The sequence below is a fragment of the Clostridioides sp. LIBA-7678 genome, from assembly GCF_056716065.1.
In genome coordinates, this window is sequence record NZ_CP196987.1 from 223482 (window position 1) to 249672 (window position 26191).

At 28.8% G+C, this 26191-nt stretch carries 22 protein-coding genes and 1 pseudogene; 20 read left to right on the forward strand and 3 right to left on the reverse strand.

Going from position 1 to position 26191, the window contains the following annotated elements; translation table 11 throughout:
• Positions 1-37: 37 nt before the first annotated feature.
• Positions 38-208: a DUF362 domain-containing protein gene (locus ACTG46_RS01390; RefSeq protein WP_009888017.1), complete on the reverse strand. Its 171-nt coding sequence runs from the start codon at positions 206-208 to the stop codon at positions 38-40.
• Positions 209-492: 284 nt separating this feature from the next.
• Between ACTG46_RS01390 and ACTG46_RS01395 the strand changes: the two genes are divergently transcribed.
• From ACTG46_RS01395 to ACTG46_RS01410, 4 genes are all read left to right on the forward strand, one after another.
• On the forward strand, positions 493-1557 hold the full coding sequence (locus tag ACTG46_RS01395; protein WP_479923448.1) for a CapA family protein: 1065 nt from the start codon (positions 493-495) through the stop codon (positions 1555-1557).
• A 169-nt stretch (positions 1558-1726) separates the two neighbouring features.
• Positions 1727-3628 carry an anaerobic carbon-monoxide dehydrogenase catalytic subunit gene (cooS, locus tag ACTG46_RS01400; protein WP_054275605.1) on the forward strand — a complete coding sequence of 634 codons (1902 nt, stop codon included), beginning with the start codon at positions 1727-1729 and terminating at the stop codon, positions 3626-3628.
• Positions 3621-4094 (forward strand): 4Fe-4S dicluster domain-containing protein, encoded by a 474-nt coding sequence (locus ACTG46_RS01405; RefSeq protein WP_054268743.1) that lies wholly within the window; start codon positions 3621-3623, stop codon positions 4092-4094. The genes cooS and ACTG46_RS01405 overlap by 8 nt, the downstream gene beginning before the upstream one ends.
• Positions 4069-5295, forward strand: a complete 1227-nt coding sequence (locus ACTG46_RS01410; protein WP_054275606.1) for an NAD(P)/FAD-dependent oxidoreductase — start codon at positions 4069-4071, stop codon at positions 5293-5295. The genes ACTG46_RS01405 and ACTG46_RS01410 overlap by 26 nt, the downstream gene beginning before the upstream one ends.
• A 130-nt stretch (positions 5296-5425) precedes the next feature.
• Here ACTG46_RS01410 and ACTG46_RS01415 read toward each other — a convergent pair whose 3' ends face one another.
• On the reverse strand, positions 5426-6613 hold the full coding sequence (locus ACTG46_RS01415; RefSeq protein WP_407814221.1) for a class I SAM-dependent methyltransferase: 1188 nt from the start codon (positions 6611-6613) through the stop codon (positions 5426-5428).
• A 276-nt stretch (positions 6614-6889) separates the two neighbouring features.
• Here ACTG46_RS01415 and ACTG46_RS01420 point away from each other — a divergent pair, with 276 nt between their 5' ends.
• The 9 genes from ACTG46_RS01420 (at position 6890) to ACTG46_RS01460 (ending at position 17006) form a co-directional block, all read left to right on the forward strand.
• Positions 6890-7714 carry a hypothetical protein gene (locus tag ACTG46_RS01420; RefSeq protein ID WP_054268746.1) on the forward strand — a complete coding sequence of 275 codons (825 nt, stop codon included), beginning with the start codon at positions 6890-6892 and terminating at the stop codon, positions 7712-7714.
• 127 nt (positions 7715-7841) lie between these two features.
• The gene (gene gluD, locus ACTG46_RS01425) at positions 7842-9107 is read left to right on the forward strand and encodes an NAD-specific glutamate dehydrogenase (RefSeq protein ID WP_054268747.1); all 1266 of its coding nucleotides are present in this window, start codon (positions 7842-7844) and stop codon (positions 9105-9107) included.
• 536 nt (positions 9108-9643) lie between these two features.
• Entirely contained in the window at positions 9644-10783 is a 1140-nt protein-coding gene (locus ACTG46_RS01430; protein ID WP_479923449.1) for a M56 family metallopeptidase, read from the forward strand.
• Between the two features lie 557 nt (positions 10784-11340).
• Complete coding sequence (locus ACTG46_RS01435) at positions 11341-12363, forward strand: C40 family peptidase (protein ID WP_479923450.1); 1023 nt, start codon at positions 11341-11343, stop codon at positions 12361-12363.
• 290 nt (positions 12364-12653) lie between these two features.
• Positions 12654-13574 carry an aspartate carbamoyltransferase gene (gene pyrB, locus ACTG46_RS01440; protein ID WP_054275608.1) on the forward strand — a complete coding sequence of 307 codons (921 nt, stop codon included), beginning with the start codon at positions 12654-12656 and terminating at the stop codon, positions 13572-13574.
• A 38-nt stretch (positions 13575-13612) separates the two neighbouring features.
• Positions 13613-14305 (forward strand): dihydroorotate dehydrogenase electron transfer subunit, encoded by a 693-nt coding sequence (locus tag ACTG46_RS01445; protein WP_479923451.1) that lies wholly within the window; start codon positions 13613-13615, stop codon positions 14303-14305.
• Complete coding sequence (locus tag ACTG46_RS01450; RefSeq protein WP_054275610.1) at positions 14298-15200, forward strand: dihydroorotate dehydrogenase; 903 nt, start codon at positions 14298-14300, stop codon at positions 15198-15200. Before ACTG46_RS01445 ends, ACTG46_RS01450 begins: the two co-directional genes overlap by 8 nt.
• Before the next feature lie 84 nt (positions 15201-15284).
• Positions 15285-15869, forward strand: a complete 585-nt coding sequence (pyrE, locus tag ACTG46_RS01455) for an orotate phosphoribosyltransferase (protein WP_054268753.1) — start codon at positions 15285-15287, stop codon at positions 15867-15869.
• A 210-nt stretch (positions 15870-16079) separates the two neighbouring features.
• Entirely contained in the window at positions 16080-17006 is a 927-nt protein-coding gene (locus ACTG46_RS01460; protein WP_054275611.1) for a ketopantoate reductase family protein, read from the forward strand.
• Between the two features lie 51 nt (positions 17007-17057).
• Here the strand turns inward: ACTG46_RS01460 and ACTG46_RS01465 are convergent, their stop codons facing one another.
• Positions 17058-17948, reverse strand: a complete 891-nt coding sequence (locus ACTG46_RS01465; RefSeq protein ID WP_054268755.1) for a LysR family transcriptional regulator — start codon at positions 17946-17948, stop codon at positions 17058-17060.
• 187 nt (positions 17949-18135) lie between these two features.
• Here ACTG46_RS01465 and ACTG46_RS01470 point away from each other — a divergent pair, with 187 nt between their 5' ends.
• From ACTG46_RS01470 to larC, 7 genes and pseudogenes are all read left to right on the forward strand, one after another.
• A complete protein-coding gene (locus ACTG46_RS01470; RefSeq protein WP_479923452.1) occupies positions 18136-19167 on the forward strand; it encodes a YeiH family protein in 1032 nt (343 codons plus the stop codon).
• 290 nt (positions 19168-19457) lie between these two features.
• Positions 19458-20333, forward strand: a complete 876-nt coding sequence (locus tag ACTG46_RS01475; protein ID WP_054275613.1) for a DNA-3-methyladenine glycosylase family protein — start codon at positions 19458-19460, stop codon at positions 20331-20333.
• Positions 20334-20351: 18 nt separating this feature from the next.
• Positions 20352-21842 carry a cardiolipin synthase gene (gene cls, locus ACTG46_RS01480; RefSeq protein ID WP_479923453.1) on the forward strand — a complete coding sequence of 497 codons (1491 nt, stop codon included), beginning with the start codon at positions 20352-20354 and terminating at the stop codon, positions 21840-21842.
• A 192-nt stretch (positions 21843-22034) separates the two neighbouring features.
• Positions 22035-22319 carry a co-chaperone GroES gene (locus ACTG46_RS01485; RefSeq protein WP_003420907.1) on the forward strand — a complete coding sequence of 95 codons (285 nt, stop codon included), beginning with the start codon at positions 22035-22037 and terminating at the stop codon, positions 22317-22319.
• A gap of 32 nt (positions 22320-22351) precedes the next feature.
• Positions 22352-23980 carry a chaperonin GroEL gene (gene groL, locus ACTG46_RS01490; protein ID WP_054275615.1) on the forward strand — a complete coding sequence of 543 codons (1629 nt, stop codon included), beginning with the start codon at positions 22352-22354 and terminating at the stop codon, positions 23978-23980.
• 164 nt (positions 23981-24144) lie between these two features.
• On the forward strand, positions 24145-24885 hold the full coding sequence (gene larB, locus ACTG46_RS01495) for a nickel pincer cofactor biosynthesis protein LarB (protein ID WP_054268761.1): 741 nt from the start codon (positions 24145-24147) through the stop codon (positions 24883-24885).
• A gap of 91 nt (positions 24886-24976) precedes the next feature.
• Positions 24977-26160 (forward strand): annotated as a pseudogene (gene larC / locus ACTG46_RS01500) (nickel pincer cofactor biosynthesis protein LarC).
• The last annotated feature ends 31 nt before the right edge of the window (positions 26161-26191 follow it).

A 26191-nucleotide genomic window follows, 5' to 3' on the forward strand; every position in this document is an offset into this window, starting at 1 on the left:
ATAAAATAAAATCAGTCTCTTTATGAATAACGAATTATTATTCTGGTTGAGGTGCATCTACAGGACAAGCTCCTGCACAAGAACCACAGTCTATACAAGAACCAGCATCTATAACATATGCGTCGTCTCCAGCTGATATACAGCTAACAGGGCATTCAGCCTCACAAGCACCACAGCTTATACAAGCGTCAGTAATTTTATATGCCATTTTGAAATCCTCCCTTTTATATGTATTGTAATTCAATAACATTATAACAAATATTATTGAATATAACAATTAAATTAATTCTACAACAAAAACTTTATTGTGATATTCTTGTTTGAAAGTTTTACAATAAAGTTTAATCTGCTTATATTTTTATTTATCTTAAAGGGGCTTATTTTAAAAATAAAATTAAAGTTAAAGAATAGGGTATCGATTCTATTTAAAAATGTTATACTCTAAAAAAGTATATTTTATCTTAAAAACTATTAATACAAAGGGGGTTTAATATGAAAAATAAATTAGTTTACATATGTATTATGAGTATAGTGTTATTTGTAGTAGGATGTTCTAATAATCCAAATAAGGAAAGCAATATTAAAAAGGATTCTAAAAATAGCCAAAGTAAGGTTGAAGAAAAAAAAGAGCCTGTAAAAAAAGACATAACTATAAGTTTTGCTGGTGATGTAACTATGGGAAACTATAAAGGGTCATCTTATTATGGTAGTTTTGACCATGAATTTAAAAGACAAGGAGAAGATTATGATTATTTTCTTAAAAATGTAAAACCTATATTTGAAAAAGATGATTTAACAGTAGTTAATTTGGAAGGACCACTTACTACTGCATCAAATGCAAAAGAAAAGAAATTTGCATTTAAAGGGACTCCAGGGTATGTAAATATTTTAAAATCTGGAAGTGTAGAGGCAGTAAGTATCGCAAATAACCATTCAGAAGATTATTTTGAAGAAGGAATGAAAGATACACAGTTTATATTAGATGAAAATAAAATAAACTATTTTGGTCTTGGTAAAGATGTTGTTATAGATGTTAAAGGAATTAAGGTAGGTTTATTAGGATATAATGGATTATCAACTGAATATAATGAAAAGAATTTAAAACAAATGGAAGATGATATTAAAGCACTAAAGAAAAAATCAGATGTTGTTGTGGTGTATTTTCACTGGGGTATAGAATTAGATTATTATCCAGATAAAAAACAAAAAGATTTTGCTCATTATGTAATAGATAAGGGAGCTGATTTAGTTATGGGTTCTCATCCACATGTTATTCAAGGTATAGAAAAATATAAAGATAAGTACATAGCTTATAGTTTAGGAAATTTTTGTTTTGGAGGAAATAAGAATCCTTCTGATACAGATAGCTATATATATCAACAGACTTTTTCTTTTTCAGATGACAAATTAACTTCAATTAAAGAGCCAAATATAATACCAACATCAATAACATCTAGTAGTTTTAGAAACAATTATCAACCAAAAGTGCTGGATGGAAGTGAGAAAGATAGAGTTTTAAATAAACTAGAAAAAATAAGTAAAGATTTGAATAAATAAAATGTAAAAAAAAATAAATATATATATTTATTTTAATAATTTATATTTTGTTTAGGATATGGTAAAACGTGGTATTAAATAAGTAGATTTTAATAGTTAAATTATAATCAATTATAATAAAGCTATCTAATCTACTTTTTTAATATAAAAATATAAGGGGGAATTTGTAATGGCTTGTAACACTTGTAAAATGTGCGAAAGCGCAGACAAGAAATTAGAAAGTTTTGTAGCTTCAAAGGATGTTGAAACAGCATTTCATAGAACAGAAGATCAAAAAGTTAAATGTGGTTTTGGACTTCAGGGGGTTTGTTGTAGACTCTGTTCAAATGGACCATGTAGAGTAACTCCTAAATCTCCAAGAGGTATATGTGGAGCAGATGCAGACACTATAGTAGCAAGAAACTTTTTAAGAGCTGTAGCATCAGGAGCAGCTTGTTATTTACATGTGGTAGAAAATACAGCTAAGAATTTAAAGAATGTTGGAATAACTAAAGGTGTTATTAAAGGAGAAAAAACATTAAATCAATTAGCAGAGATGTTTGGAATTGAAAGTGATGAAAAATATGATAAATGTATAAAAGTTGCTGATAAAGTTATTAATGATTTATATAAATCAAGAGATGACAAAATGGAATTGGTAGAAAAAATAGCTTATGCACCTAGAGTGAAGAAATGGAAAGAGTTAGGTATAATGCCTGGTGGTGCAAAGTCAGAAGTTTTTGATGCAATAGTAAAATCATCAACAAATTTAAATAGTGATCCAGTAGATATGTTAGTTAACTGTTTAAATCTAGGTATATCAACAGGATTATATGGTCTTACACTAACTAATCTTTTAAATGATGTTATGTTAGGGGAACCAGTTATAAGAATGGCTCCTGTAGGATTTAATGTAATAGACCCAGACTACATAAATATAATGATAACAGGTCATCAACATTCAACATTTGCAAATTTCCAAGATAGATTAAAAGATGAAGATGTTATAAAATTAGCTCAAGCTGCTGGAGCAAAAGGCTTTAAGTTAGTAGGATGTACTTGCGTTGGTCAAGATTTACAATTAAGAGGAGAACATTATCAAGAAGTATTTGCTGGACATGCAGGTAACAATTTTACAAGTGAAGCAGTTTTATCAACTGGAGCAATAGATATAGTTCTCTCAGAGTTTAACTGTACTATACCAGGTCTTGAGCCAATAGCAGATAAATATAAAGTTAAAATGGTTTGCTTAGATGATGTTGCCAAAAAAGCAAATGCAGAATATATAGGATTAGACAGAAGTAAATTAGATGAACTTAGTAATACATTGATAGAAAAAGCATTAGAATCTTATAAGGAGAGAAGAGGAAGTGTTGAAATAGACATACCAAAAGACCATGGATTCGAGCAATCTTTAACTGGTGTAAGTGAAAAGAACTTAAAAGCGTTTTTAGGAGATTCATGGAAACCTCTCATTAATTTAATTGCAGAAGGAAAAATTAAAGGTGTTGCAGCTGTTGTAGGATGTTCAAATATGACAGCAGGAGGACATGATGTAAATACTGTTGAGCTTACTAAAGAATTGATTAAAAAAGATATCATAGTTCTTTCTGCAGGATGTTCTACTGGAGGCTTAGAAAATGTTGGTCTTATGTCACCTGGAGCAGAAGAATTAGCAGGAGAAAACTTAAAAGAAGTATGTAAGACTCTAGGGATACCACCAGTATTAAACTTTGGTCCATGTCTAGCTATAGGAAGACTAGAAATAGTAGCAACTGAATTAGCAGCTGAGCTTGGAATAGACTTACCACAATTACCATTGGTACTTTCAGCGCCACAATGGTTGGAAGAACAAGCATTAGCTGATGGAGCTTTTGGTCTTGCTCTTGGTTTACCTCTTCATTTAGCTTTACCTCCATTTATAACAGGAGGAAAATTAGTAACAGAAGTATTAACAGAAAAATTAAAAGACTTAACAGGAGGACATGTTATAGTGAATCCAGACCCTAAATCTTCAGCTAATCAATTAGAAGAAATAATAATAGACAGAAGAAAAAATTTAGGGTTAAAGGATGTGGAATGTAATGCATAGAATTTTTATAAATAAAGATTTATGTACAGGATGCAAGAGTTGTGTATTAGCATGTATGCTAAAACACAATAAAGACTATGATATGTATACTCTTGATTTAGAAAATATAGATAATGATAGTAGAGGACATATAGAGTTAGATAGCAAGCATAATAATCCAGTTCCAATTCTTTGTAGACACTGTGATGAACCTGAATGTGTATTAGCATGTATGAGTGGTGCAATGCATAAAGATAGCGAAAGTGGAATCGTTTCTTATGATGAAGAAAAATGTGGTTCATGTTATATGTGTGTAATGTCTTGTCCATATGGATTATTAAAGCCAGATGACAGAAGCAAGCAAAACATACTTAAATGTGATTTATGTAAAGATGAGGAATATCCTAGATGTGTAGCTAATTGCCCAAGTGGAGCAATTGAATTACAGAAGGAGGAAAACGATGAATTATGTAGTATTAGGAGCTAGTGCTGCTGGTATCAATGCAGTAAAAACATTAAGAGAATTAGATAAAGATTCAAATATAGTAGTAATTTCTAAAGATGAAAATATATACTCAAGATGTATGTTACATCATGTTATATCTGAACACAGAACTTTAAAACAAATAAATTTTGTTGATGAAGATTTTATGGAGAAAAATAATGTAAATTGGATTTCAGGTGAAACTGTTAAAGGTATAGATATAAATAAAAAGGTAGTTCAGACAGAAGATATTACTGTAAATTATGATAAGCTTTTAATAGCTACAGGTGCGTCTTCTGCTATTCCTCCAATAAAAAATTTAAGAGATGGAAATTTTGTATATTCTGTGAGAAACATAGATGATATTTATAAAATAAAAGAAAAAGCAGCAAACTCTAAAAATGTAGTTATAATAGGTGCTGGGCTAGTTGGTATAGATGCATTAGTTGGATTATTTAAATATGAGCAGTTAAATATTTCTGTAGCATTTATGGAAAAGTACATTTTAGATAGACAATTGGATGAATATACAGCTTCAGTATATGAAAACAAGTTTAAAGAAAAGGGTGTGAAATTTTACCCAAGTGCATCAATCCAAGAAATTGTCTTGGATGATAATAAAAATGTTAAAGGTGTTGCATTTTCAAATGGAGAGATTCTTGATGCTGATATGGTAATTGTGGCTACAGGAGTTAAACCAAATGCTGATTTTCTAGATGGAACAGGAATAGAATATGATAGAGGTATAGTAATAGATGATATGTGCCAAACAACACAAAAAGATATATATGCAGCTGGTGATGTTGTTGGTAAAAATGCTATTTGGCCTTTAGCAGTAAAGCAAGGAATTGTAGCTGCGTACAATATGGTTGGAAAAGATAAAAAGATAGAAGATGAATTTGCTTTTAAAAATAGCATGAATTTCATGGATATACCAACCATATCTATAGGTATGAATACACCAGTAGATAATAGCTATAAAGTATTAACTAGAGATGGGATTAATGATTATAAAAAATTCGTTTTTAAGGACAATATAATTTATGGAGCTGTTGTACAAGGCGATATTTCATATGTTGGTGTATTAACGTATTTGATAAAAAACAAAGTTGAAATATCTGATTTAGAAAATAGGATATTTGATGTATGTTATGCAGACTTTTTTAATATAAAAGAAAATGGAGAGTTTTGCTATAGTGTATAAAGATATATGTAGAGCAATGCTTACAATATAATAAATTAATCAATAGAGCTATTCTAGAATGAGTAATCTTGTTTAGAAATAGCTCTATTTTTATAACTAAGTTTAGATTATGTTATAGTTTGTAAAGATATTATTTTGAACAAGTATACATATATTCTCTAGTAAGAGGTAAATCGTTTTTTATACCTTTGGTGAAAAGTATCTGATGTATGTCTATAATACCAGTGTTGAAAGCAGCAGCACAAGAACAAAGGTATAAGTCCCACATTCTTATAAACTTATCATCAAACATCTCTTTAATCTTTGGAAGATTTTCATAGAAATTTCTTTGCCAGTATAATAAGGTTTTTACATAATGTAATCTTAAGTTTTCTACATCTATAGTATGATATTTGTAATCACTACAGATATGTATCATTTCTCTTAGACTAGGAATAACCCCTCCTGGGAAAATGTATTTTTTTATCCAAGGGTCTCCATAAGACTCTTTAAGACCACTTATATAGTGAAGTAAAAATAATCCCCCATCCTTTAGAACAGCATTTACATTTTTAATAAAAAGCTCATAATTTTCTCTACCAACATGTTCAAGCATACCAACACTTACAACTCTATCAAACATAAGGTCTGAGTTTTTAAGCTCTCTATAGTCCATAAGCTTTACTTCGAGATAATCTTGAAGATTTTCTTCCTGAATTCTTTTATTAAATTCTTTATATTGTTCTTCACTAAGTGTAATTCCAACACCATGAATCTTATATTTCTTTGCTGCTTCTATTAGTAAGAATCCCCAACCACAACCAATATCAAGAAGACTCATACCTTCTTTTAAATTTAGTTTAGTTAATATGTGGTGAACTTTATTGACTTGAGCCTCATAAAGAGTATCATTATCATTTCTAAAATATGCACAAGAATAACTAAGTGTATTGTCTAACCATAAACTATAAAAATCATTACCAATATCGTAGTGAGCATGTATTTCTTTCTTTTGATGTCTCATTGAATTTGATGAGTGTAATAGATGTTTTACAGCTGAATTATCAATATTGAATTTGTCTATTTGTCTTAAAAGTAGATTTAAAGTTAAGAATAAATCTCCTTCAATTTCAATATCTCTATTTATGTAGGCTTCTCCAAGTGCTAAAGATGTACTTTTTAGTAGTTCAGATTTGCTAATATCATTATTTACAATAACTTTAAACTGAGGAGAGCCATCTCCAATTAGAAATTCTTCTCCATCTTTAAGCCTAACTAGAAATGGTGTTTCGCCAAATCTTTCTAAATAGTCTCTTAAAAAATTTTTTGTAATATTCATATTACCAGCTCCTTCTAATGTAAATCCAGTAAGTTTTTCTTGCTTTAAAATATATTATATTCCTTTTTTTAAAAAAGTAAAATTTTTTCAATAAATTTTTTGTTTGAAGGAAATCTGTCTTTTGTAAGAGAATTTCATATTGTGGTATATTTTTTGCTTATAAAATTTCGTATTGGATATAATATTCAACTGTTAATGATATAATAATTTTAATCAATAAAGTGTAATAAAATTTTGAGTAAATAGCTTAAAGCTGTTTTATGAAGGAGATGTAAAATGGAAGTATATGCCTTGGTTGGGTCAAGTGGTACAGGAAAGAGTTTTAAGGCTTTAGAGTTTGCATATGAAAATGATATAGATTATATAATTGATGATGGAATTTTAATATATAAAAACAAGGTTTTAGCTGGAATATCAGCAAAACAAGCAAATACTACTATAGAAGCAGTTAAAAGAGCTATTTTTTATAATTTGGAGCATAGGAAAGAAGTTAGAGATACAATTAAAAATGAAAATATAAGCAAGATTCTTATTATTGGTACATCAAAAAAAATGGTTAATCAGATTGTAGATAGATTGTCAATTGAAGGAATCGATAAGTTTATAAATATTCAAGATATAAGCACTAAATATGAAATAGAAATAGCAAAACAATCTAGAAAAGAAGGAAATCATGTAATTCCTGTTCCAGCAGTTGAAATAAAAAGTATGGCAAGTGGTCTTAGTATAAATCCATTAAAGAGGCTTTTTAGAAAAGGAAATAATAGAAGTATGGTAGTTTTAGAAAAAACAATAATAAGACCAACCTTTAGCTATATTGGAAAATTTTATATCAATGAAGATGTAATTAAACAGATTATTGAATATGAAGTATACAACTTTGAAAGCATTGATAGAATAAATAAAATCAATATAGAGAATTGCAATAATTTTATGAATATTTTTGTAAGTATAAATATCAATGATTTAGAATTTATAAAAAAAATTGAAGGTATGCAACAGATAATAAAAAAGTCTATTGAGAAAATGACTTTAGTTAATGTACAAAAAATAGATATTAACATTCATAAAATTAAAAAAATAAACTTCCTCCCATGTTAAAAAATAAACTGAAAAAATGATATACTAATTTGCAATAAAGTGTGCTATAATTAAACTGTAAATTTAGGAAATGGTTTTTCTAAATGGAGTATACATAATTATAACGTATTTATAAGGGGGCTTTCAAATGTCAGGAAAAGATGTAAATGTCTTCGAGATGGCGCAATCTCAAGTAAAAAATGCATGTGATAAATTAGGTATGGAACCAGCAGTTTATGAATTATTAAAAGAACCTATGAGAGTTATAGAAGTTTCAATTCCAGTTAAAATGGATGATGGATCTATAAAAACTTTTAAAGGATTTAGATCACAACATAATGATGCAGTAGGGCCAACAAAAGGTGGAATAAGATTCCATCAAAATGTTTCAAGAGACGAAGTAAAAGCTTTATCTATATGGATGACTTTCAAGTGTTCTGTAACAGGTATACCATATGGTGGAGGTAAAGGTGGAATAATAGTAGATCCATCAACTTTATCTCAAGGTGAATTAGAAAGATTAAGTAGAGGATACATAGATGGAATATATAAATTAATAGGTGAGAAAGTTGACGTTCCTGCACCAGACGTAAACACTAATGGACAAATAATGTCTTGGATGGTTGATGAGTACAATAAATTAACTGGACAAAGTGCTATAGGTGTTTTAACTGGTAAGCCAGTTGAATTTGGTGGTTCTTTAGGAAGAACAGCTGCTACTGGATTTGGTGTTGCTGTTACTGCAAGAGAAGCTGCTGCTAAATTAGGAATAGATATGAAAAAAGCTAAATTAGCTATCCAAGGTATAGGAAACGTTGGTTCTTACACAGTTCTTAACTGTGAAAAACTTGGTGGAACTGTTGTAGCTATGGCTGAATGGTGTAAATCAGAAGGTTCTTATGCTATATACAATGAAAATGGATTAGATGGTCAAGCAATGTTAGATCATATAAAAGAGCATGGTAACTTATTAAACTTCCCAGGAGCTAAGAGAATATCTTTAGAAGAGTTCTGGGCTTCAGATGTTGATATAGTAATACCAGCTGCATTAGAAAACTCTATAACTAAAGAAGTTGCTGAATCTATAAAAGCTAAATTAGTTTGTGAAGCTGCTAATGGTCCAACTACTCCAGAAGCTGATGAAGTATTTGCTGAAAGAGGAATAGTTCTTACTCCAGACATATTAACTAATGCTGGTGGAGTTACAGTTTCTTACTTCGAGTGGGTACAAAACTTATACGGATACTACTGGTCAGAAGAAGAAGTAGAGCAAAAAGAAGAAGTAGCTATGGTTAAAGCATTTGAATCTATTTGGAAAATCAAAGAAGAGTACAATGTTACAATGAGAGAAGCTGCTTACATGCATTCAATTAAGAAAGTTGCTGAAGCTATGAAGTTAAGAGGATGGTACTAAGATTTACTCTTAATAAATAATAGGATATAATTATTTAAGATATAAAGGGGCTGTACGTAGTACAGCCCTTAAATTATGTGGCTCAGATAATGGGGGCCATTTTTTATTTTAATTTATAAATTATGTAACTCAAAATTCAAAATACTATAAGTAAGATAAGTGAGAATTGATGGTTGATTTAATTTTAAATGGACTTTTTAGAACTCTTATAGTAAGTAGCTTATGTATTTTTTAATATTAACTTTTAAGAAAAGTATTTTTGTTCTATTATAACTTCGACTTTATATATTTATAACTGTCAAATTTATAGATAATTAAATTAATTAATTATGTTTAATGCACAGTAATCATTACTAAGCTATAATTAAATATAAGGATGTCTCAATAAATTATACTTTAAAATAACTATAAGATAATAAAACATAGTTATTTATTAAAGAAAATATATATTTTAATTAATAAATATGATATGAAAGTATTAAGAGATAACTAAAATTAACTATAAAACACTATTAAATAAGATAGGGGAAAAATATATGTCTAACTTTATTCTAAATGGGATTTTTAGAACTGTTATAGTGAGTAGTTTAAGTATCCTTCTGATATTAATATTCAAGAAAAATGTATTTAAAAGATTTAGTAAAAAATTTAACTATTATATATGGATGATAGTTGTTATTAAATTATTTTTACCATTTACATATTATACTTTTACAATAAATATCTTGAGAAGTAAAAAAAATATTAATATCAACAACATAAATTTAGAGGGATTTAATAATGTCTCAACTATAATTAGTAGTATTTTACTATACTTTTGGCTTGTATCTGTAATGATATATTTAATTTATACTACATTCAAATATATAAAACTTAAAAACTTAATAGGCGATTTATCTTATGAAGTTGATGACGAAGAGATAGTAAATCTTTATAAAAGTGTATTAAACGAATTTGATATAACAAAAAATATAAAGCTCAAGTACTCATATGAAGTTGAAACACCAGCATTTTTTAATTCATGTGTGCTTTTACCACCACATGATTATAAGCTAAAAGAACTAGATTGGATTTTTAGGCATGAACTTATGCATTTTAAGAGTAGAGACCTTTATTTAAAATATGTAATTTTATTTTTAAAAATAGTATATTGGTTTAATCCATTTGTATATATAATGGATAAACATATAGATTTAGATTGTGAACTTTATTGTGATGAAAGAGTTTTAAAAAATCGTAGTTCAGAGGAAAAGAAGGATTATGCATTAACAATTCTAAATGCGATGAGAAAGGGTTCAAATACTTCAAATAGATTTATAGCTGGTCTACATAAGCAATCTGACATTAAAAAAAGAGTGAAGAATATGTTTAATGAGAAGTATAAGAATGGTATATTAATGGCATTAACTTTATGTCTATTATCTTCTATTACTTTTTTGAAAGTTAATGCAACTAGTATTGTCAATTTTAATGTACTGCCTAAGTATGATATGGAGAAGCTACACCTTTTTAGAGGAAACGTTACACTTTTAGAATTTACATATGCAGATGCTCCTAAAAGTGTGAGAGAACAATATAAAAGAAATTGTGAAGAAGTAGGTACGATTCCAAAAGATTCTGATAAAATAGGCTTTGGTGTAAAATTTTATGACAAGTTAGATAGTTTGGCAAGATGATTAAGGTATGGGTATTTTACTTAATTTTAATTTATAACAATCCTAAATAACTACCTATTTTTAAATAAATATATTTTTATCAAGATAGATGCTCATACAATAACAATTAGCTGAAATCTAAAAGAATTTAGAAGTAAACATTTACAAAATTCCTAAAGAAAGCATTAATGATTATATTCGATTGTAAAAAAATTCACAAAATGACTAACTTTGTAGTTATTCCCTCAAAAAATATATGCCACATAGAAACGCATAAAAAAACACATAAAACAATATTTATGCGTACTTTAGCCTCTAAGGGTACAAAATTCTTTACTTTTACAGACTCGTATTATATAATTAAGTAAATAATGTATATTTAGGTGACATATTGGATAAACTAATTGATTTATTTTATTAATATAATGATACTATAAAAGTTATATAAAGTGGTTTACAAAAAAGTTACAGATAGAGCTTTTATTAATGTATTGTGTATTAATATTTTATCCTTAGGTACACTTCACCTACAAAATAGAATCATAAGATAATTATGGGAAAATTTTAGGAGGTTTATCGTGAAGAAAAAGATATTAATACCAGTATTTGCATCAGTTATGGCATTATCAGTAAGTTCAATTGTAAATGCGGATGAAGTAAATGATTCATCTCAAAATAAGGATGATAAAACAAATACTGAATTAAATTTAGGCGAATATAAAGAAGTAAAATATAAAGTTGCAAAGATAAAAGATGGAGTAGCTATAAAGATAAGAGAAGAAGGTCAAGTTCAGAACATAGCTTATTCTGGAGATGAATTTACTGTTCTAGGAATTCAAGGGGAATGGGTTAAGGTTAAAGTTGAAGATGGAGAAGGTTGGTTAGCTACTAGATATGTAGATATATCTGAAGGTGTAGGATATACTAACGCTGATGAAGTAAATTTAAGAAAAGATAAGAGCGAAAGTTCAGAAGTAATCGAAGAGCTAGAAAAAGGAAGCTCTTTATTGGTGTTGGAAGAAAGTGGAGAATGGTTGAAAGTTAAAGATGGAGGAACTGAAGGGTATGTAAAAGCATCTTATATATCAGATAAAGCTCCAGTAATAGAAGAACCAGAAGTAAATCCAAGTGTTAATCAAAATGGAAATTCTACAAATAACAATCAACAAAATAATGCAAATGACACTCAACAAAACAATAATTCAAATGTGCCAACAGCTAACTCTAATGCAGTTCAAGCTGTACTTAACTTGGCTTATTCTAAGCAAGGTTGCCCATATGTTTGGGGAGCAGAAGGACCAAACACTTTTGACTGTTCTGGATTTACACAATATGTATATAGAAATGCAGTAGGAAAGAAAATACCAAGAACATCTAAAGCACAATCTAATTATGGACAAACTGTAAGTAAAGCAAATTTACAGCCAGGAGACTTAGTATTCTTCACAACTAATGGTTCTGGTTCTGTTAGCCATGTTGGTATATATGTAGGTGGAGGTAATATGATACATTCTCCATCAACAGGAAAAACAGTTCGTGTTACTAGTATAAATTCAGCATACTATACAGCAAGATTTGTTACAGCAAAAAGAATATTATAATCAACTTGTAATATGACAAATTGATAAATACATAAATATAAACGCTCTATACTATATTTAATTTAATCAGGTAACAAAAAATGATTATATTTTAAATGTAATATAGAGCGTTTTTGTATTGGTTTACATTTGACCAATATTAAGACTGATATTACTATTAAATAGTAGTCTTTCCATATAATGATTATTTGTGCAATCCCTTGACAGGATAAGGCAAAGGTGGTAAGCTACTAACAGTACAAAAATACTTTTAATTTTAGTTCAGAGAGGCTAAAAAAGGAGGACGAAAGATGTTAAAATCAAGAAATTTAATCCAACCAGAAGACTTTTCAATAGAAGAAATAGATGAAATATTAGAATTAGCTCAAAAAATAATTGACAATCCGTCAAAATATTCTCGTATATGTGAAGGCAAACTATTAGCTACATTATTTTATGAACCATCAACAAGAACAAGATTAAGCTTTGAATCTGCAATGAACAGACTTGGAGGTCGTGTTGTAGGTTTTTCAGAGCCTAGTTCATCATCTGCATCAAAAGGTGAAACTTTAGGTGATACGATGAGAATAGTATCTGGTTATGTTGATATAATAGCCATGAGACATCCTCAATCAGGTGCAGCTTCAGAGGCTGCTAGATTTACGGAAGTGCCATTTATCAATGCAGGAGATGGCGGGAATCAACATCCAACCCAAACACTTACAGATTTACTTACTATAAAATCATTAAAAGGAACTTTAGAAAACCATACAATAGGATTATGTGGTGATTTAAAATATGGAAGAACTGTGCATTCTTTGGTTAAGGCTATGGCCAGATATAAAAATACAAAGTTTGTATTTATAGCGCCTGAAGAATTGAAAATGCCAGACTATATAAAAGAAGCTATAAAAGGACATGCATATTATGAGACTAATAATTTAGATGATGTTATAGGAAGTTTGGATGTTTTATATATGACTAGAGTTCAACAAGAAAGATTTGAAGATAAATCAGAATATGAAAGACTTAAAAACTATTATATTTTAAATAAATCTAAATTAGAAAAAGCATCTAAAGACATGTTAGTAATGCATCCATTACCAAGGGTAAATGAAATAGATATAGATGTAGATGATGATGATAGAGCTGTATATTTTAAACAAGCTAAATATGGAATGTATGTTAGAATGGCTTTAATAATAAAGCTTTTAGGTATAAATGAAGATTAATAACTCTCATATAATAGTAAAATAAAGGAGATTTTGGGATGTATAAAATTCTGGAGAATATATACATAGGCGAAGATATGTATAGAATGAAAGTAAAAGGTAATTTTGAAGGTAAGATGGGACAGTTTTATATGCTAAGAGCATGGGATACTTATCCAGTACTTTCAAGACCTATAAGTATACATGATATAGATGAAGAAGGAATAACTTTTCTTTATAAAGTAGTAGGAGAAGGAACTCAAATTTTAAGTAACCTAAAAGTAAATGATACTATAAAGTTAGAAGGACCTTATGGTAATGGATATACTAAGGTTGATGGAAAAGTAGCTTTAGTAGGAGGCGGAATCGGTGTGGCCCCACTATACTTAGTTGCTAAAAATATAAAAAGCTGTGACGCATATCTTGGATTTAGAGAAGATGTTATATTAGAAGATGAGTATAAGCAAGTGTGTAACGAAGTCCATACAACAGTAGGTAATACTTTTGTAACAGATATAATTGATGTGGAGAAATATGATTACATATTAACATGTGGTCCAACTCCAATGATGGAAAAATTAGTTAAGATGGTAGAAGGTACTAAAACAAGAATTATGGTATCTCTTGAAAACCATATGGCATGTGGAATCGGTGCTTGTTTAGTATGTACATGTAAAACTAATGAAGGAAATAAAAAGACTTGTAAAGATGGTCCAGTGTTCTGGGGAGAGGACGTGATTTTTAATGGCTAATTTAAGTGTAAAATTTGGAAATATAGAATTTAAAAATCCAGTAATAATGGCGTCTGGAACTTTTGGATTTGGAAGAGAATATAATGACATTTATGATATACAAAAACTTGGTGGTATAAGCAGTAAAGGACTAACTTTAAATAAAAAGCCTGGAAACAATGGTATGAGAGTTCATGAAACACCATCTGGCATGATGAATAGTGTTGGACTTGAAAATCCTGGAGTTCAAGGATTTATAGATAATGAATTACCTTTCTTTAGTGAATTAGACTTAGTTAGAATAGCTAATGTTGGAGGTGGAACATTAGAAGACTATTTATTAGGTGTTCAAATGTTAAATGACAAACCTATAGATATTATTGAATTGAATATATCTTGCCCAAATGTTAAAGCTGGGGGGATGGCTTTTGGTATAAAAAATGAAGTAGCAAGAGAAGTTGTTCGTGAGGTAAGAAACATAACGAAACTACCTTTAGTGATAAAACTATCACCCAATGCAGAAGATATTGTAGGAATGGCAAAAGTTTGTGAAGAAGAGGGCGCTGATGGAGTATCTCTAGTGAATACTTTTAAGGCGATGGCAATTGATATAAAAAATAGAAGACCAGTATTTGAGAATGTATATGCAGGATTATCTGGACCAGCTATAAAACCTATAGCTCTAAGAATGGTACATGAAGTGTGTAAAAATGTAAATATACCTGTAATGGGAATGGGTGGGATAACTAAGGCTACAGATGCTATAGAATTTATAATGGCAGGAGCTACTTGTATTCAAGTTGGAACCGCAAACTTTATGAATCCTAAAATCGGTCTTGAAATAATAGATGGAATTAATGACTTTATGGAAAAAGAAGGAATAAAGAGTTTGAAAGAAATCAAAGGAATTATATAATGTAGTATAAATAGTACTTAAAAAATAAAAGATATAGATTAAATAAACAATAATTTTATAACATTAATATGGAGGAAAAATAATATGAGTAAAGTAGATGTAGTAGATATATTAAAGAAGAGTGATGCATTATTAGAAGGACATTTTTTATTATCTTCAGGAAAGCACAGTAATAGATATGTACAATGTGCAAAGGTATTAAGATTTCCAGAGTATGCTGCTGAAGTACTAAGTACAGTTGTTGAACAAATAAAAGACTTAGATATAGACTTAGTAGTAGGGCCAGCAATGGGAGGAGTAATAGTTTCTTATGAGTTAGGAAGACAGTTAGGAAAAGAAGCTGTATTTACTGAGAGAAAAGACAATACAATGGAGTTAAGAAGAGGATTTGAAGTTAAAAAAGGTGCAAAGATAATAATTGCTGAAGATGTTGTAACTACTGGTAAATCAACTATAGAAACAAAAAGAGTATTGGAAGCATTAGGTGGAGAAGTTATAGGTGTTGCATGTATAGCAGATAGAACTAATCATGATATAGGTATGCCTATATATAGTGCTATAAAGCTTGATATACAAGTTTATGAATCTGATGAATGTCCTTTATGCAAAGAAGGAAAATTACCAGTTGTTAAACCTGGAAGTAGAGAATTTAAAGAATTAGGGATGTAATAACTCAATTAAGTTTAGTGGTATTTAAAGAATGTAAATTTTTTAGAGTAAAACTAATATTATATAATATAAATCAAAGATAAAAACAGTTAGCCTTGCAACTAAGGCTAACTGTTTTTTTGTTAAAAATATATTTACAAAAAAAGAGATAATAGCAGTACAATATAAGTATAATATAAAAAAATTATTATATATTGAGGAGGGGTAAGTATGAAAAATCAATTGAATGAAACTCAGAAAAAGGTTGTATTTTTTGGAGTAGGGGCTGTAGGAGCTACTTTCGCAGAACAATTTTTAAATTCTAAATATGATTTTAAAATTCTTTGTGATGAGAAAAGAAAGAAAAGATATTTAGAAGATGGATTCATAATAAATGAGAAAAGGTATGATTTTGATTATGTAACTAGGGATGAGTATAAACAAGAGGCTGATTTTATAATTATAGGCTTGAAATATAATAATTTAAGGGAAAATATAAGAGAATTAGACGGATTAGTTGGAAAAAATACAGTAATAATGTCTTTATTAAATGGAGTTGATAGTGAAGATATAATAGGAGAAAGATTTGGAATTGAAAAAATGGTATATTCATATGTCACTAATATAGATGCTAAGAAAATTAATAATAATATTATACATACTACTAATGGAATAATTGTATTTGGAAACAAAGATAATAGTGAAGATAGAAAAACTAATATAATAACAGAAGTCTTTAATAGTGTAAATATAGAATATGTTTTATCAAAAGATATTCAAAGAGATATGTGGTGGAAATACATGGTTAACATTGGTGTAAATCAAACCTCAGCTATACTTGGCGCATCTTATGGGGTATTCCAAAGCTCTGAGCATCTAAGAGAATTGGCAAAATCTGCAATGAGAGAAGTAGTTGCTATAGCTCAGGCAAAAGGTATAGGTCTTACAGAAGATGATGTGGAAAATTCGTTACATAGAATACTGGAACATTCAAAAGAAGGAAGAACATCAATGCTTCAAGATGTAGAAGCTCATAGACTTACAGAAGTAGATATGTTTTCTAAGAATATTTGTGAACTTGGAAAGAAATACAACATATCTACACCTATAAATCAGACTTTTTTTTATATGATAAAAGTAATTGAAAGTAGATTTTAAATAGTCTTTATAAATAACTTTGGTAATTGTTGATTTTAAATCTAGATAATATTATAAACTATTTAAATTACTAAATATTTTTAATTCATCAATAAAAATATTTGCTGCTTTTGATAAAGTTATATCCTTTGGATATATATATGAGAAGTGTCTGTTGTAGTTGCTTCCAAGCTCTATGACAGACAGTTCATTATTTAAAACTGGTAAGCTTGTCACTAGATTAGATACTATTGTAATTCCTAAATTATTTCTAACAGATTCTTTGACAGCATAGTTACTTCCAAAGACCATCATACTTTTTGGAATAATCTCTTTAACACTTAAAAACATATCTAAATAATCTCTAGTGCCAGAGCCATCTTCTCTAACTATCCACTTCTGGTCTTGTAGCTTTTCAAAGCTGAAGTCTTTTAACAAAGGGCTATTATATGGAAGTGCTAAAACCATCTTATCTTCAAAAAAATATTCTTGAATAAATGAAGGTGAAGAGCAAGTGCCTTCAATAAGTCCAATATCTAAAACATAATCTTTAACATGAGAAGACACAATTGATGTATTTTCTATGAAAATTTCTACATCTATGTCAGGATATTTTTGTGAAAATAATGCTAAGAAATTAGGCAGAATATACTCACCAATAGTTAAACTTGCACCAATCTTTAAGCGACCAGTTATAGCATCTGAAACCTGACTTACATCATGATAGGTAATGTTTAAAAGATTTAATATTTCCTTAGCTCTTTTATACAATATTTGTCCACTTTCTGTTATAAAAATAGTCTTTTGTTTAATAGACCTGTTTATAAGTATGACTTTAAAATAATTTTCTAGATTTTTAATGTGTTTACTTACACTTGGCTGAGATAAATTTAAGTATTCACCAGCTTTAGTAAAATTTTTATATTCAACAACAGCCACAAATGTTTTTAATTCTTCAAACAATTTTATACCTCCCTTACTTAATGAAAGTTTACATTTTTTATATGTTTTCTACAAATAATTATACTAGATGTAATAACCATCAAAAATATTAATCATTACGATATTATATATTTATTTTACTTATGGTTATTACAATTATATACTATTATTGTAAAGAAAACTATATTAATTATAAGGTAGGTATATTATGTTAAAGAATAAAAGCTGTCTAACATTAAAAAATATAAAAGAAATATTACCTGGGCTATTTGTATCAGTATTAGTAGGTTATATTAGTATATTTATTTCTACTCTAATTCCTAAATTAGGAGCCGCATCAATTTCTATATTTTTGGGTATGTTTGTAGGAAATTTATTCTTAAATCAAAAGGTGTTTCAAAAAGGTTATAAATTTTCAGAGACAGATTTGCTATCATATTCAATAGTACTATTAGGAGCAACACTCAGTGTATCTACTCTAATAGACTTAAAAGTTTCAGGAATCTTATTTATAATGTTACAAATGACAATAACAATAGTAGCAGCACTTTATATAGGTAAAAAATTAGGTTTTGAAGAAAACTTTAGATTTCTAATGGCAAGTGGAAACGCAGTATGTGGTTCTTCTGCTATAGGAGCAACAGTTCCAGTAGTTAATGCTACAGACAAAGAGAAGGGAATTGCAATAACTATTGTAAATGTTACTGGTATATTTCTTATGTTTTTACTTCCAATAATATCTCAATTTTTATATAGCCATGAGCTAGTAAAAACATCAGCAATGATAGGAGGAACTTTGCAGTCAATTGGTCAAGTTGTAGCAAGTGGGGCGATAGTTGGAGAAAATGTAAAAGATTTGGCAACTATTTTTAAAATAGTAAGAGTAATATTTTTGGTTGTTGTAGTATTAGTATTTGGGCATATGAAAAATCAGTCTAATAGTGAAATATTTGAAGAAGAAAAGGATGAGATAAAAAAGAAAAAAGTAAATATACCATGGTATGTAATTGGATTTTTTATAACTTGTGCACTTTTCTCAATGAATATTATACCAAAAGATATATCTGTATTATGCAAAGAAATAAGTAACAAATTTGAAATAATAGCTTTAGCAGCAATTGGTTTAAAGGTTAATGTAAAAGACTTAGTGAAACAAGGTAAAGAAGTTTCTTTATATGGTTTATTTGTAGGTATAGTTCAAGTTGTATCAGCTATAGTTTTAATAAAAATATTTATATAATATAAAAAACATTTTTAATATTAGCTTGATTAATTAAAATAATATGATACTAATAATTTATAATATAAATAAAAAATGAATTTCGATAAGTTTAAATGGGTATAAACTTATAGAAATTCATTTTTTATTTTAAGTGAAAATTTAAAGTAAAATATTATTTTACATAATAATAACATTATAAATTTTGAAATTGCTTATCTTTGTGTTAAAATAAGTAAAATACACATATTAAAGTTAAGTTTTTAAATAAATAGACAAAGCAAAAATATAAATATTAAGGAGATTTAGTTATGAATGTTTATGAAAAGGATAATGGAGTTATACTAGAAGGGGTAACAGATTTTGATCCAAAACATATATTTGAGTGTGGTCAATGTTTTAGATGGCACAAACAAGAAGATGACTCATACACTGGCGTTGCAAAGGGTAGAATATTAAATGTAAAAAAAGAAAATGATAAGATATATTTAAATAATACAAATTTAGAGGAGTTTAATAGTATTTGGTATAATTACTTTGATTTAGGAACTGATTATACAGAAATAAAAAATAAGCTAAAAAATATGGATGAATATTTAAATAAGGCTACTGAGTTTGGATGTGGAATAAGAATACTAAGACAAGATGGATGGGAAATGCTTATATCATTTATAATTTCTTCTAATAATAGAATTCCTATGATACAAAGAGCTATAGAAAATTTATCAAAAAAATTTGGCAAGTACATAGGTGAGTACGAAGGTAATGAATACTACGCATTCCCAACACCAGAAGAGCTAAATAAGGCTTCACAAGAGGAAATAAGAGCATGTCAAACAGGCTTTAGAGATAAGTACATAAAAAGTACTACAGAGGCGGTTATAGAAAATAATGATAAGGTATCTGAATATACAAATTTAACTACAGATGACTGTAGAAAAGAACTTTTAAAATTCAATGGAGTAGGACCAAAAGTATGTGATTGTATTGCATTATTTGGCATGCAAAAATATGATTCTTTTCCAGTTGATGTTTGGGTTAAGAGGGTTATGCAAGAGTTCTACATAGATGAAGATATGAGTCTACCTAAAATGAGAACTTATGGCATTGATAAATTCGGAGATATGTCTGGATTTGCTCAACAGTATTTATTTTACTATGCAAGAGAACTTGGTATAGGAAAATAAAATTAAGGGGGAGGAATTATGGGAGTAATAGGCACAATATTTCTGTTCTATTTAATTATATCATATCTAGCTGGAGCCATAATTTCTGTGATTATATTACTTGAAAATAGAGATCCTGCAAAAACCATGTCCTGGTTATTGATGTTTATTATATTTCCAGGAATCGGTCTAATTGTATATGCTATTTCAGGTAGAAATATTAGAAAGCGAAAATTATTTAAGACTCAAAAACTAGCTAACAATATAAAAGAAAAGAAACTTTTTGATACGTTAGAAAAGATAACAGAAATCGTTGAACTAGAAAAAGAATCTATAAAGCAAAATAAGCTTTTAAGAGACGAAGAAGATGGTAGTTACAGAAAAAGAGTAATAAATATGCTTTTAAAGACTGGTATGTTTCCATTTACTAAAAATAATAAAGTAGATGTCTTTGTAGATGGAAATGAAAAGTTTAAAAGGCTTATAGAAGATATAAGAGAAGCAAAAGACCATATCCATATAGAGTACTTTATTATCAAAGATAGTGATATAGGTAGGGTGTTAAAAGAAGAGCTTATAAAAAAAGCCAAAGAAGGAATCAAAATAAGAATTTTATATGATGATGTAGGATGTTGGAGATTTTGGTTTAATAGAAAATTCTTCCGAGAAATGAGAGAAGTTGGTATAGAAATAGCAGCATTTTTACCTACAAAATTTCCTATAATAGGAGGAAAATTGAACTATAGAAATCATAGAAAAATTGTTGTTATTGATGGAATAATTGGATATACAGGTGGAATAAATATAGGAGACGAATATTTAGGCAAAGATGATAAGTTTGGGTATTGGAGAGATACTCACATTAGAATTAAAGGTATTTCTGTATATATGCTTCAAATGACATTCTTGATTGACTGGTATTATACAACAAAAGAAGTTTTAGTGACTAAAAACTATTTTCCAAGTGTTGGAAATGTAGGCGAAAGTATGATACAAGTTGTTGCAAGTGGTCCAGATAGTGATTGGGAAGATATTCATTATGCTTATTTTTCTGCAATATGCCAAGCTAGGCAAAATGTTTATATAGAAACACCGTACTTTATCCCAGATGAGAGTTTACTAAAAGCTATAAAAAGTGCTGCACTTAGTGGAGTAGATGTTAGAATAATATTTCCAAAAATTGCAGACCACAAGATAGTAAACATAGCATCCTATTCCTATTTTGAAGAAATATTAAGAGCAGGTGGTAAGGTTTATTTGTATAATAAAGGATTTATACATTCTAAAGTCGTAATAATAGATGATAAAATTGCTTCTGCAGGGACAGCTAATATGGATTTAAGAAGTTTTATGCTTAACTTTGAAGTAAATGCATTTATCTATGATGAAGAAGTTATTGGAGTAATGACAGATGATTTCTTTGAAGATTTAAGTCACTGTGAAGAACTTAATCTGGAGGTATTTAAGAATAGAAGTATTATACAAAAAATTAAAGAATCTGTAGCCAGATTATTTTCACCAATATTATAAAAAATTATTAAAAAAGGTATTGAAAATTATGTGTGATTGGTATATTATAATAATTGTTAGCACTCTATTGAATAGAGTGATAATAAATAAAAAGTATATATATAAATCTACATATAAAAGTAGTATTAATTTAAAAATAACTAAAAACATAGGCGAACTAGTCTATACTTAATATTTTAGGAGGCGTAAAGAATGAAAATAAGACCATTAGCTGACAGAGTAGTAATTAAAAAAGTAGAAGCAGAAGAAAAAACTGCAAGTGGAATAGTTTTACCAGGAGCAGCTAAAGAGCAACCTCAAATAGCTGAAGTTGTAGAAGTTGGACCAGGTGGAATAGTTGAAGGAAAAGAAATAAAAATGGAATTAACAGTAGGAGATAAAGTTATATTCCAAAAATATTCTGGAACAGAAGTTAAGATAGAAGGACAAGAGTATACAATACTAAGACAAAGTGATGTATTAGCTGTTATTGAATAAATATAGAATAAGTTTATTAGGAGGGGTTTAAAATGGCTAAAGAAATTAAATTTTCAGAGGAAACAAGAAGAGCTTTAGAAGCTGGTGTAAATAAATTAGCAGATACAGTAAAAGTAACATTAGGACCAAAAGGAAGAAATGTTATATTAGATAAAAAATTTGGTTCTCCACTTATAACTAATGATGGTGTAACTATAGCAAAAGAGATAGAGTTAGAAGATAGATTTGAAAATATGGGTGCTCAATTAGTTAAAGAAGTTGCAACAAAAACTAATGATGTAGCTGGAGATGGTACTACAACTGCTACAGTTTTAGCACAAGCTATAATAAGAGAAGGTTTAAAAAATGTAACAGCAGGGGCTAACCCAATATTATTAAGAAAAGGGATACAAAAAGCAGTAATAGTAGCAGTAGAAGAATTAAAAAATCAATCAAGAATAGTGGAAACACAAGAAGCTATATCTCAAGTTGCTTCTATATCTGCTGGAGATGAAGAAGTTGGAAAATTAATAGCAGAGGCTATGGAAATAGTAGGGAAAGATGGAGTTATAACTGTTGAAGAATCTCAAACTATGAATACTGAATTAGATGCTGTTGAAGGTATGCAGTTTGATAGAGGATTTGTTTCTGCATATATGGTTACAGATGTAGATAAGATGGAAGCAGTTTTAAATGACCCATATATATTAATTACTGATAAAAAGATATCTAACATACAAGAATTACTACCAGTTCTTGAGCAAATAGTTCAACAAGGTAAAAAATTATTGATAATAGCTGAAGATGTAGAAGGTGAAGCATTGTCTACATTAGTAGTTAATAAATTAAGAGGAACATTTGATGTAGTAGCAGTTAAAGCTCCAGGATTTGGAGATAGAAGAAAAGAAATGCTTCAAGATATAGCAATACTTACAGGTGCTCAAGTAATATCAGAAGAATTAGGTTATGATTTAAAAGAAGCTGATTTATCTATGTTAGGTAGAGCTTCATCTGTTAAAGTAACTAAAGAAAACACTACAATAGTAGATGGTTCTGGAGATAAAAAAGCTATAGAAGATAGAGTAGCTCAAATTAAACATCAAGTAGAGCAAACTACTTCAGATTTTGATAGAGAAAAACTAATGGAAAGATTAGCTAAGCTTGCTGGAGGAGTAGCGGTTATAAAAGTTGGGGCTGCTACAGAAGTGGAGTTAAAAGAAAGAAAGCTAAGAATAGAAGATGCTCTTAATGCAACTAGAGCAGCAGTAGAAGAAGGAATAGTAGCTGGTGGAGGAACTGCTTTTGTTAGTGTTATACCAGCAATAGGCACACTAGTTGATAGTTTAGAAGGCGAAGTTAAACTAGGTGCTCAAATAGTTAAAAAAGCATTAGAGGAGCCATTAAGACAAATAGCTATAAATGCTGGTCTTGAAGGTGCTGTAATTGTACAAAATGTTGTTAATTCTGAAGCAGAAACTGGATTTGACGCATTAAATGAAAAATATGTAAATATGATAGAAGCTGGTATAGTTGACCCAACTAAAGTTAGTAGAAGTGCTTTACAAAATGCTGCATCAATAGCAGGTACTTTCTTAACTACTGAAGCTGCTGTTGCTGACCTTCCTGAGAAAGAAGATGCAGGAATGCCAGGAATGGGTGGCGGAATGCCAGGAATGATGTAATTTAAAAAATTTAGAACATAAATCTTAATATAAAGAACTATTCTGACTTAGTTTTAATTTCTAAGTTGGAATAGTTCTTTTATGTATAAGTAATGTTACATAAATACTAATTGAGGTATAATTGTTATTAGATAAAAAATCAAAATTAAAAAGGATGCGAGATTATGGACTTAAGAAAGTTGCTTGAAGAAGTTAAAAATGAGAACATAGATATAGATGTTGCATTAGATAGATTAAAAGATTTACCATATGAAGACCTTGGCTATGCAAACATAGACCATCATAGAGAACTAAGAAATGGATATCCAGAAGTTATTTATTGTGAAGGAAAGAGTGACGAACATATTTTAGGAATTATTGATAAAATGAATCAAAAAGGCTCTAATATATTGGGGACAAGATGTAGAAAAGAAACCTTTATAAAAATTAAAGAAATATATAATCATGCTGAATATGAAGAGTTATCTAAAATTCTCAAAATTCAAAATCATGCTATAGAGAATATAGGAAAGGGCAAAATTGTGATTGCTACAGGAGGAACTTCTGATATACCAGTAGCAGATGAAGCATATTATACAGCTAAATTTCTGGGTAATGATGTTGATAGAATCTATGATGTAGGCGTGGCAGGCATACATAGGCTTTTAAATAAAAGACATAAAATAGATAGTGCTAGAGTAATAGTGGCTGTTGCAGGAATGGAAGGCGCTCTTGCAAGTGTAGTTGGAGGATTGGTTGATGTCCCAGTAATAGCTGTCCCAACTTCTGTTGGATATGGAGCAAATTTTGGAGGGTTAGCAGCATTGCTGGCTATGTTAAATAGTTGTGCATCTGGAATATCTGTTGTAAATATTGATAATGGATTTGGCGCAGGATATTTAGCAGCAATGATAAATAAGCTATAATAAATAAAATATATTGATATAAATTAAACATAAATTATATAATAAAATCTAATTTCTATTATATTTTACTATTAAAATTGAGGAGACATATATGAGTGAAAAAATACTTTATTTTGATATAATAAGCGGTATATCAGGGGATATGACCCTTGCAAGTTTATTAAATTTAGGTGTGCCTAAGGAAATTTTTTTGGAGGAAATTCATAAACTAAAAATGAGCGATGAATTTAACATAAACATCAGCTCAAAAAATGAGAATGGAATAGTAGGTACAAAAGTAGAAGTAATTACAAAAGAAACACATACACATAGAAATTTAGTGGATATATTTGAGATTATAGATGAAAGTGGTCTAAATGAAAATGTAAAATCTAATGCAAAAAAAATATTTATGGTAATTGGCGAAGCAGAAGCTAAAGTTCATGGAACTACAATAGATAAGATACATTTTCATGAGGTAGGGGCTATAGATTCAATTGTGGATATAGTAGGAGCTTCTATATTGGTTGATTTACTTTGTATAGATAAAGTTTGTGCTAGTACAGTGACTGTTGGTTCAGGTTTTGCAAAATGTGAGCATGGAATTATACCTATACCTGCACCTGCAACTATGGAAATTTTAAAAGGTGTGCCAATTAAATTAAATAATGTAAAAGGAGAATGTACAACTCCAACAGGAGCTGCAATCATAAAAGTTTTATGTGATGAGTTTGTAGATGAGTTTGAGTTTTCTCCAAAACAAATTGGATATGGTATAGGTCATAAGAAATTTGAAGTACCAAATATGTTGAGAACTGTATTAGGTGAAAAAAAAAAGAAGAATTAATTTATGAAATTAGTGCAAACATTGATGATATGTCTTCAGAAATCTATTCTTATTTGTATGAAAAAGTATTAAATGAGAAAGCATTAGATATTTATACAGAGAGCATTTATATGAAGAAGAATAGACCTGCAACAAAAGTATCAATTTTATGTAATGAATCAGATTTAGAAAAATTTATTAAAATATTACTTTTAGAAACTAGCACATTTGGAGTGCGATATAATTCCTACAATAGAGAAATTCTAGATAGAAAATTTGTAAAATTGGATACAAAATATGGAGTAGTTACAGTAAAATTAGGATATTATAAAGATAAACTAATAAAGGCTACTCCAGAATACAATGAATGTAAGACTATAGCAAAAAATGAAGATATTCCTATAAAAAAAGTGTTTGCTGATATAAATTTTAGAATAAAAGAAGAATTTAGTGAAAACTTATTGACATAAGCAATAAATTTTGATAAATTAATACTCAGCT

Bases quoted from the DNA above. Each gene is read 5' to 3' on its own strand.
- ACTG46_RS01390 (WP_009888017.1), bottom strand. From the start codon at position 208: ATGGCATATAAAATTACTGACGCTTGTATAAGCTGTGGTGCTTGTGAG.
- cooS (WP_054275605.1), top strand. From the start codon at position 1,727: ATGGCTTGTAACACTTGTAAAATGTGCGAAAGCGCAGACAAGAAATTA.
- pyrB (WP_054275608.1), top strand. From the start codon at position 12,654: ATGTTAAAATCAAGAAATTTAATCCAACCAGAAGACTTTTCAATAGAA.
- ACTG46_RS01430 (WP_479923449.1), top strand. From the start codon at position 9,644: ATGTCTAACTTTATTCTAAATGGGATTTTTAGAACTGTTATAGTGAGT.
- cls (WP_479923453.1), top strand. From the start codon at position 20,352: ATGGGAGTAATAGGCACAATATTTCTGTTCTATTTAATTATATCATAT.
- ACTG46_RS01475 (WP_054275613.1), top strand. From the start codon at position 19,458: ATGAATGTTTATGAAAAGGATAATGGAGTTATACTAGAAGGGGTAACA.
- ACTG46_RS01450 (WP_054275610.1), top strand. From the start codon at position 14,298: ATGGCTAATTTAAGTGTAAAATTTGGAAATATAGAATTTAAAAATCCA.
- ACTG46_RS01470 (WP_479923452.1), top strand. From the start codon at position 18,136: ATGTTAAAGAATAAAAGCTGTCTAACATTAAAAAATATAAAAGAAATA.
- groL (WP_054275615.1), top strand. From the start codon at position 22,352: ATGGCTAAAGAAATTAAATTTTCAGAGGAAACAAGAAGAGCTTTAGAA.
- ACTG46_RS01420 (WP_054268746.1), top strand. From the start codon at position 6,890: ATGGAAGTATATGCCTTGGTTGGGTCAAGTGGTACAGGAAAGAGTTTT.
- larB (WP_054268761.1), top strand. From the start codon at position 24,145: ATGGACTTAAGAAAGTTGCTTGAAGAAGTTAAAAATGAGAACATAGAT.
- ACTG46_RS01445 (WP_479923451.1), top strand. From the start codon at position 13,613: ATGTATAAAATTCTGGAGAATATATACATAGGCGAAGATATGTATAGA.
- ACTG46_RS01405 (WP_054268743.1), top strand. From the start codon at position 3,621: ATGCATAGAATTTTTATAAATAAAGATTTATGTACAGGATGCAAGAGT.
- ACTG46_RS01395 (WP_479923448.1), top strand. From the start codon at position 493: ATGAAAAATAAATTAGTTTACATATGTATTATGAGTATAGTGTTATTT.
- ACTG46_RS01485 (WP_003420907.1), top strand. From the start codon at position 22,035: ATGAAAATAAGACCATTAGCTGACAGAGTAGTAATTAAAAAAGTAGAA.
- ACTG46_RS01415 (WP_407814221.1), bottom strand. From the start codon at position 6,613: ATGAATATTACAAAAAATTTTTTAAGAGACTATTTAGAAAGATTTGGC.
- ACTG46_RS01460 (WP_054275611.1), top strand. From the start codon at position 16,080: ATGAAAAATCAATTGAATGAAACTCAGAAAAAGGTTGTATTTTTTGGA.
- ACTG46_RS01410 (WP_054275606.1), top strand. From the start codon at position 4,069: ATGAATTATGTAGTATTAGGAGCTAGTGCTGCTGGTATCAATGCAGTA.
- pyrE (WP_054268753.1), top strand. From the start codon at position 15,285: ATGAGTAAAGTAGATGTAGTAGATATATTAAAGAAGAGTGATGCATTA.
- gluD (WP_054268747.1), top strand. From the start codon at position 7,842: ATGTCAGGAAAAGATGTAAATGTCTTCGAGATGGCGCAATCTCAAGTA.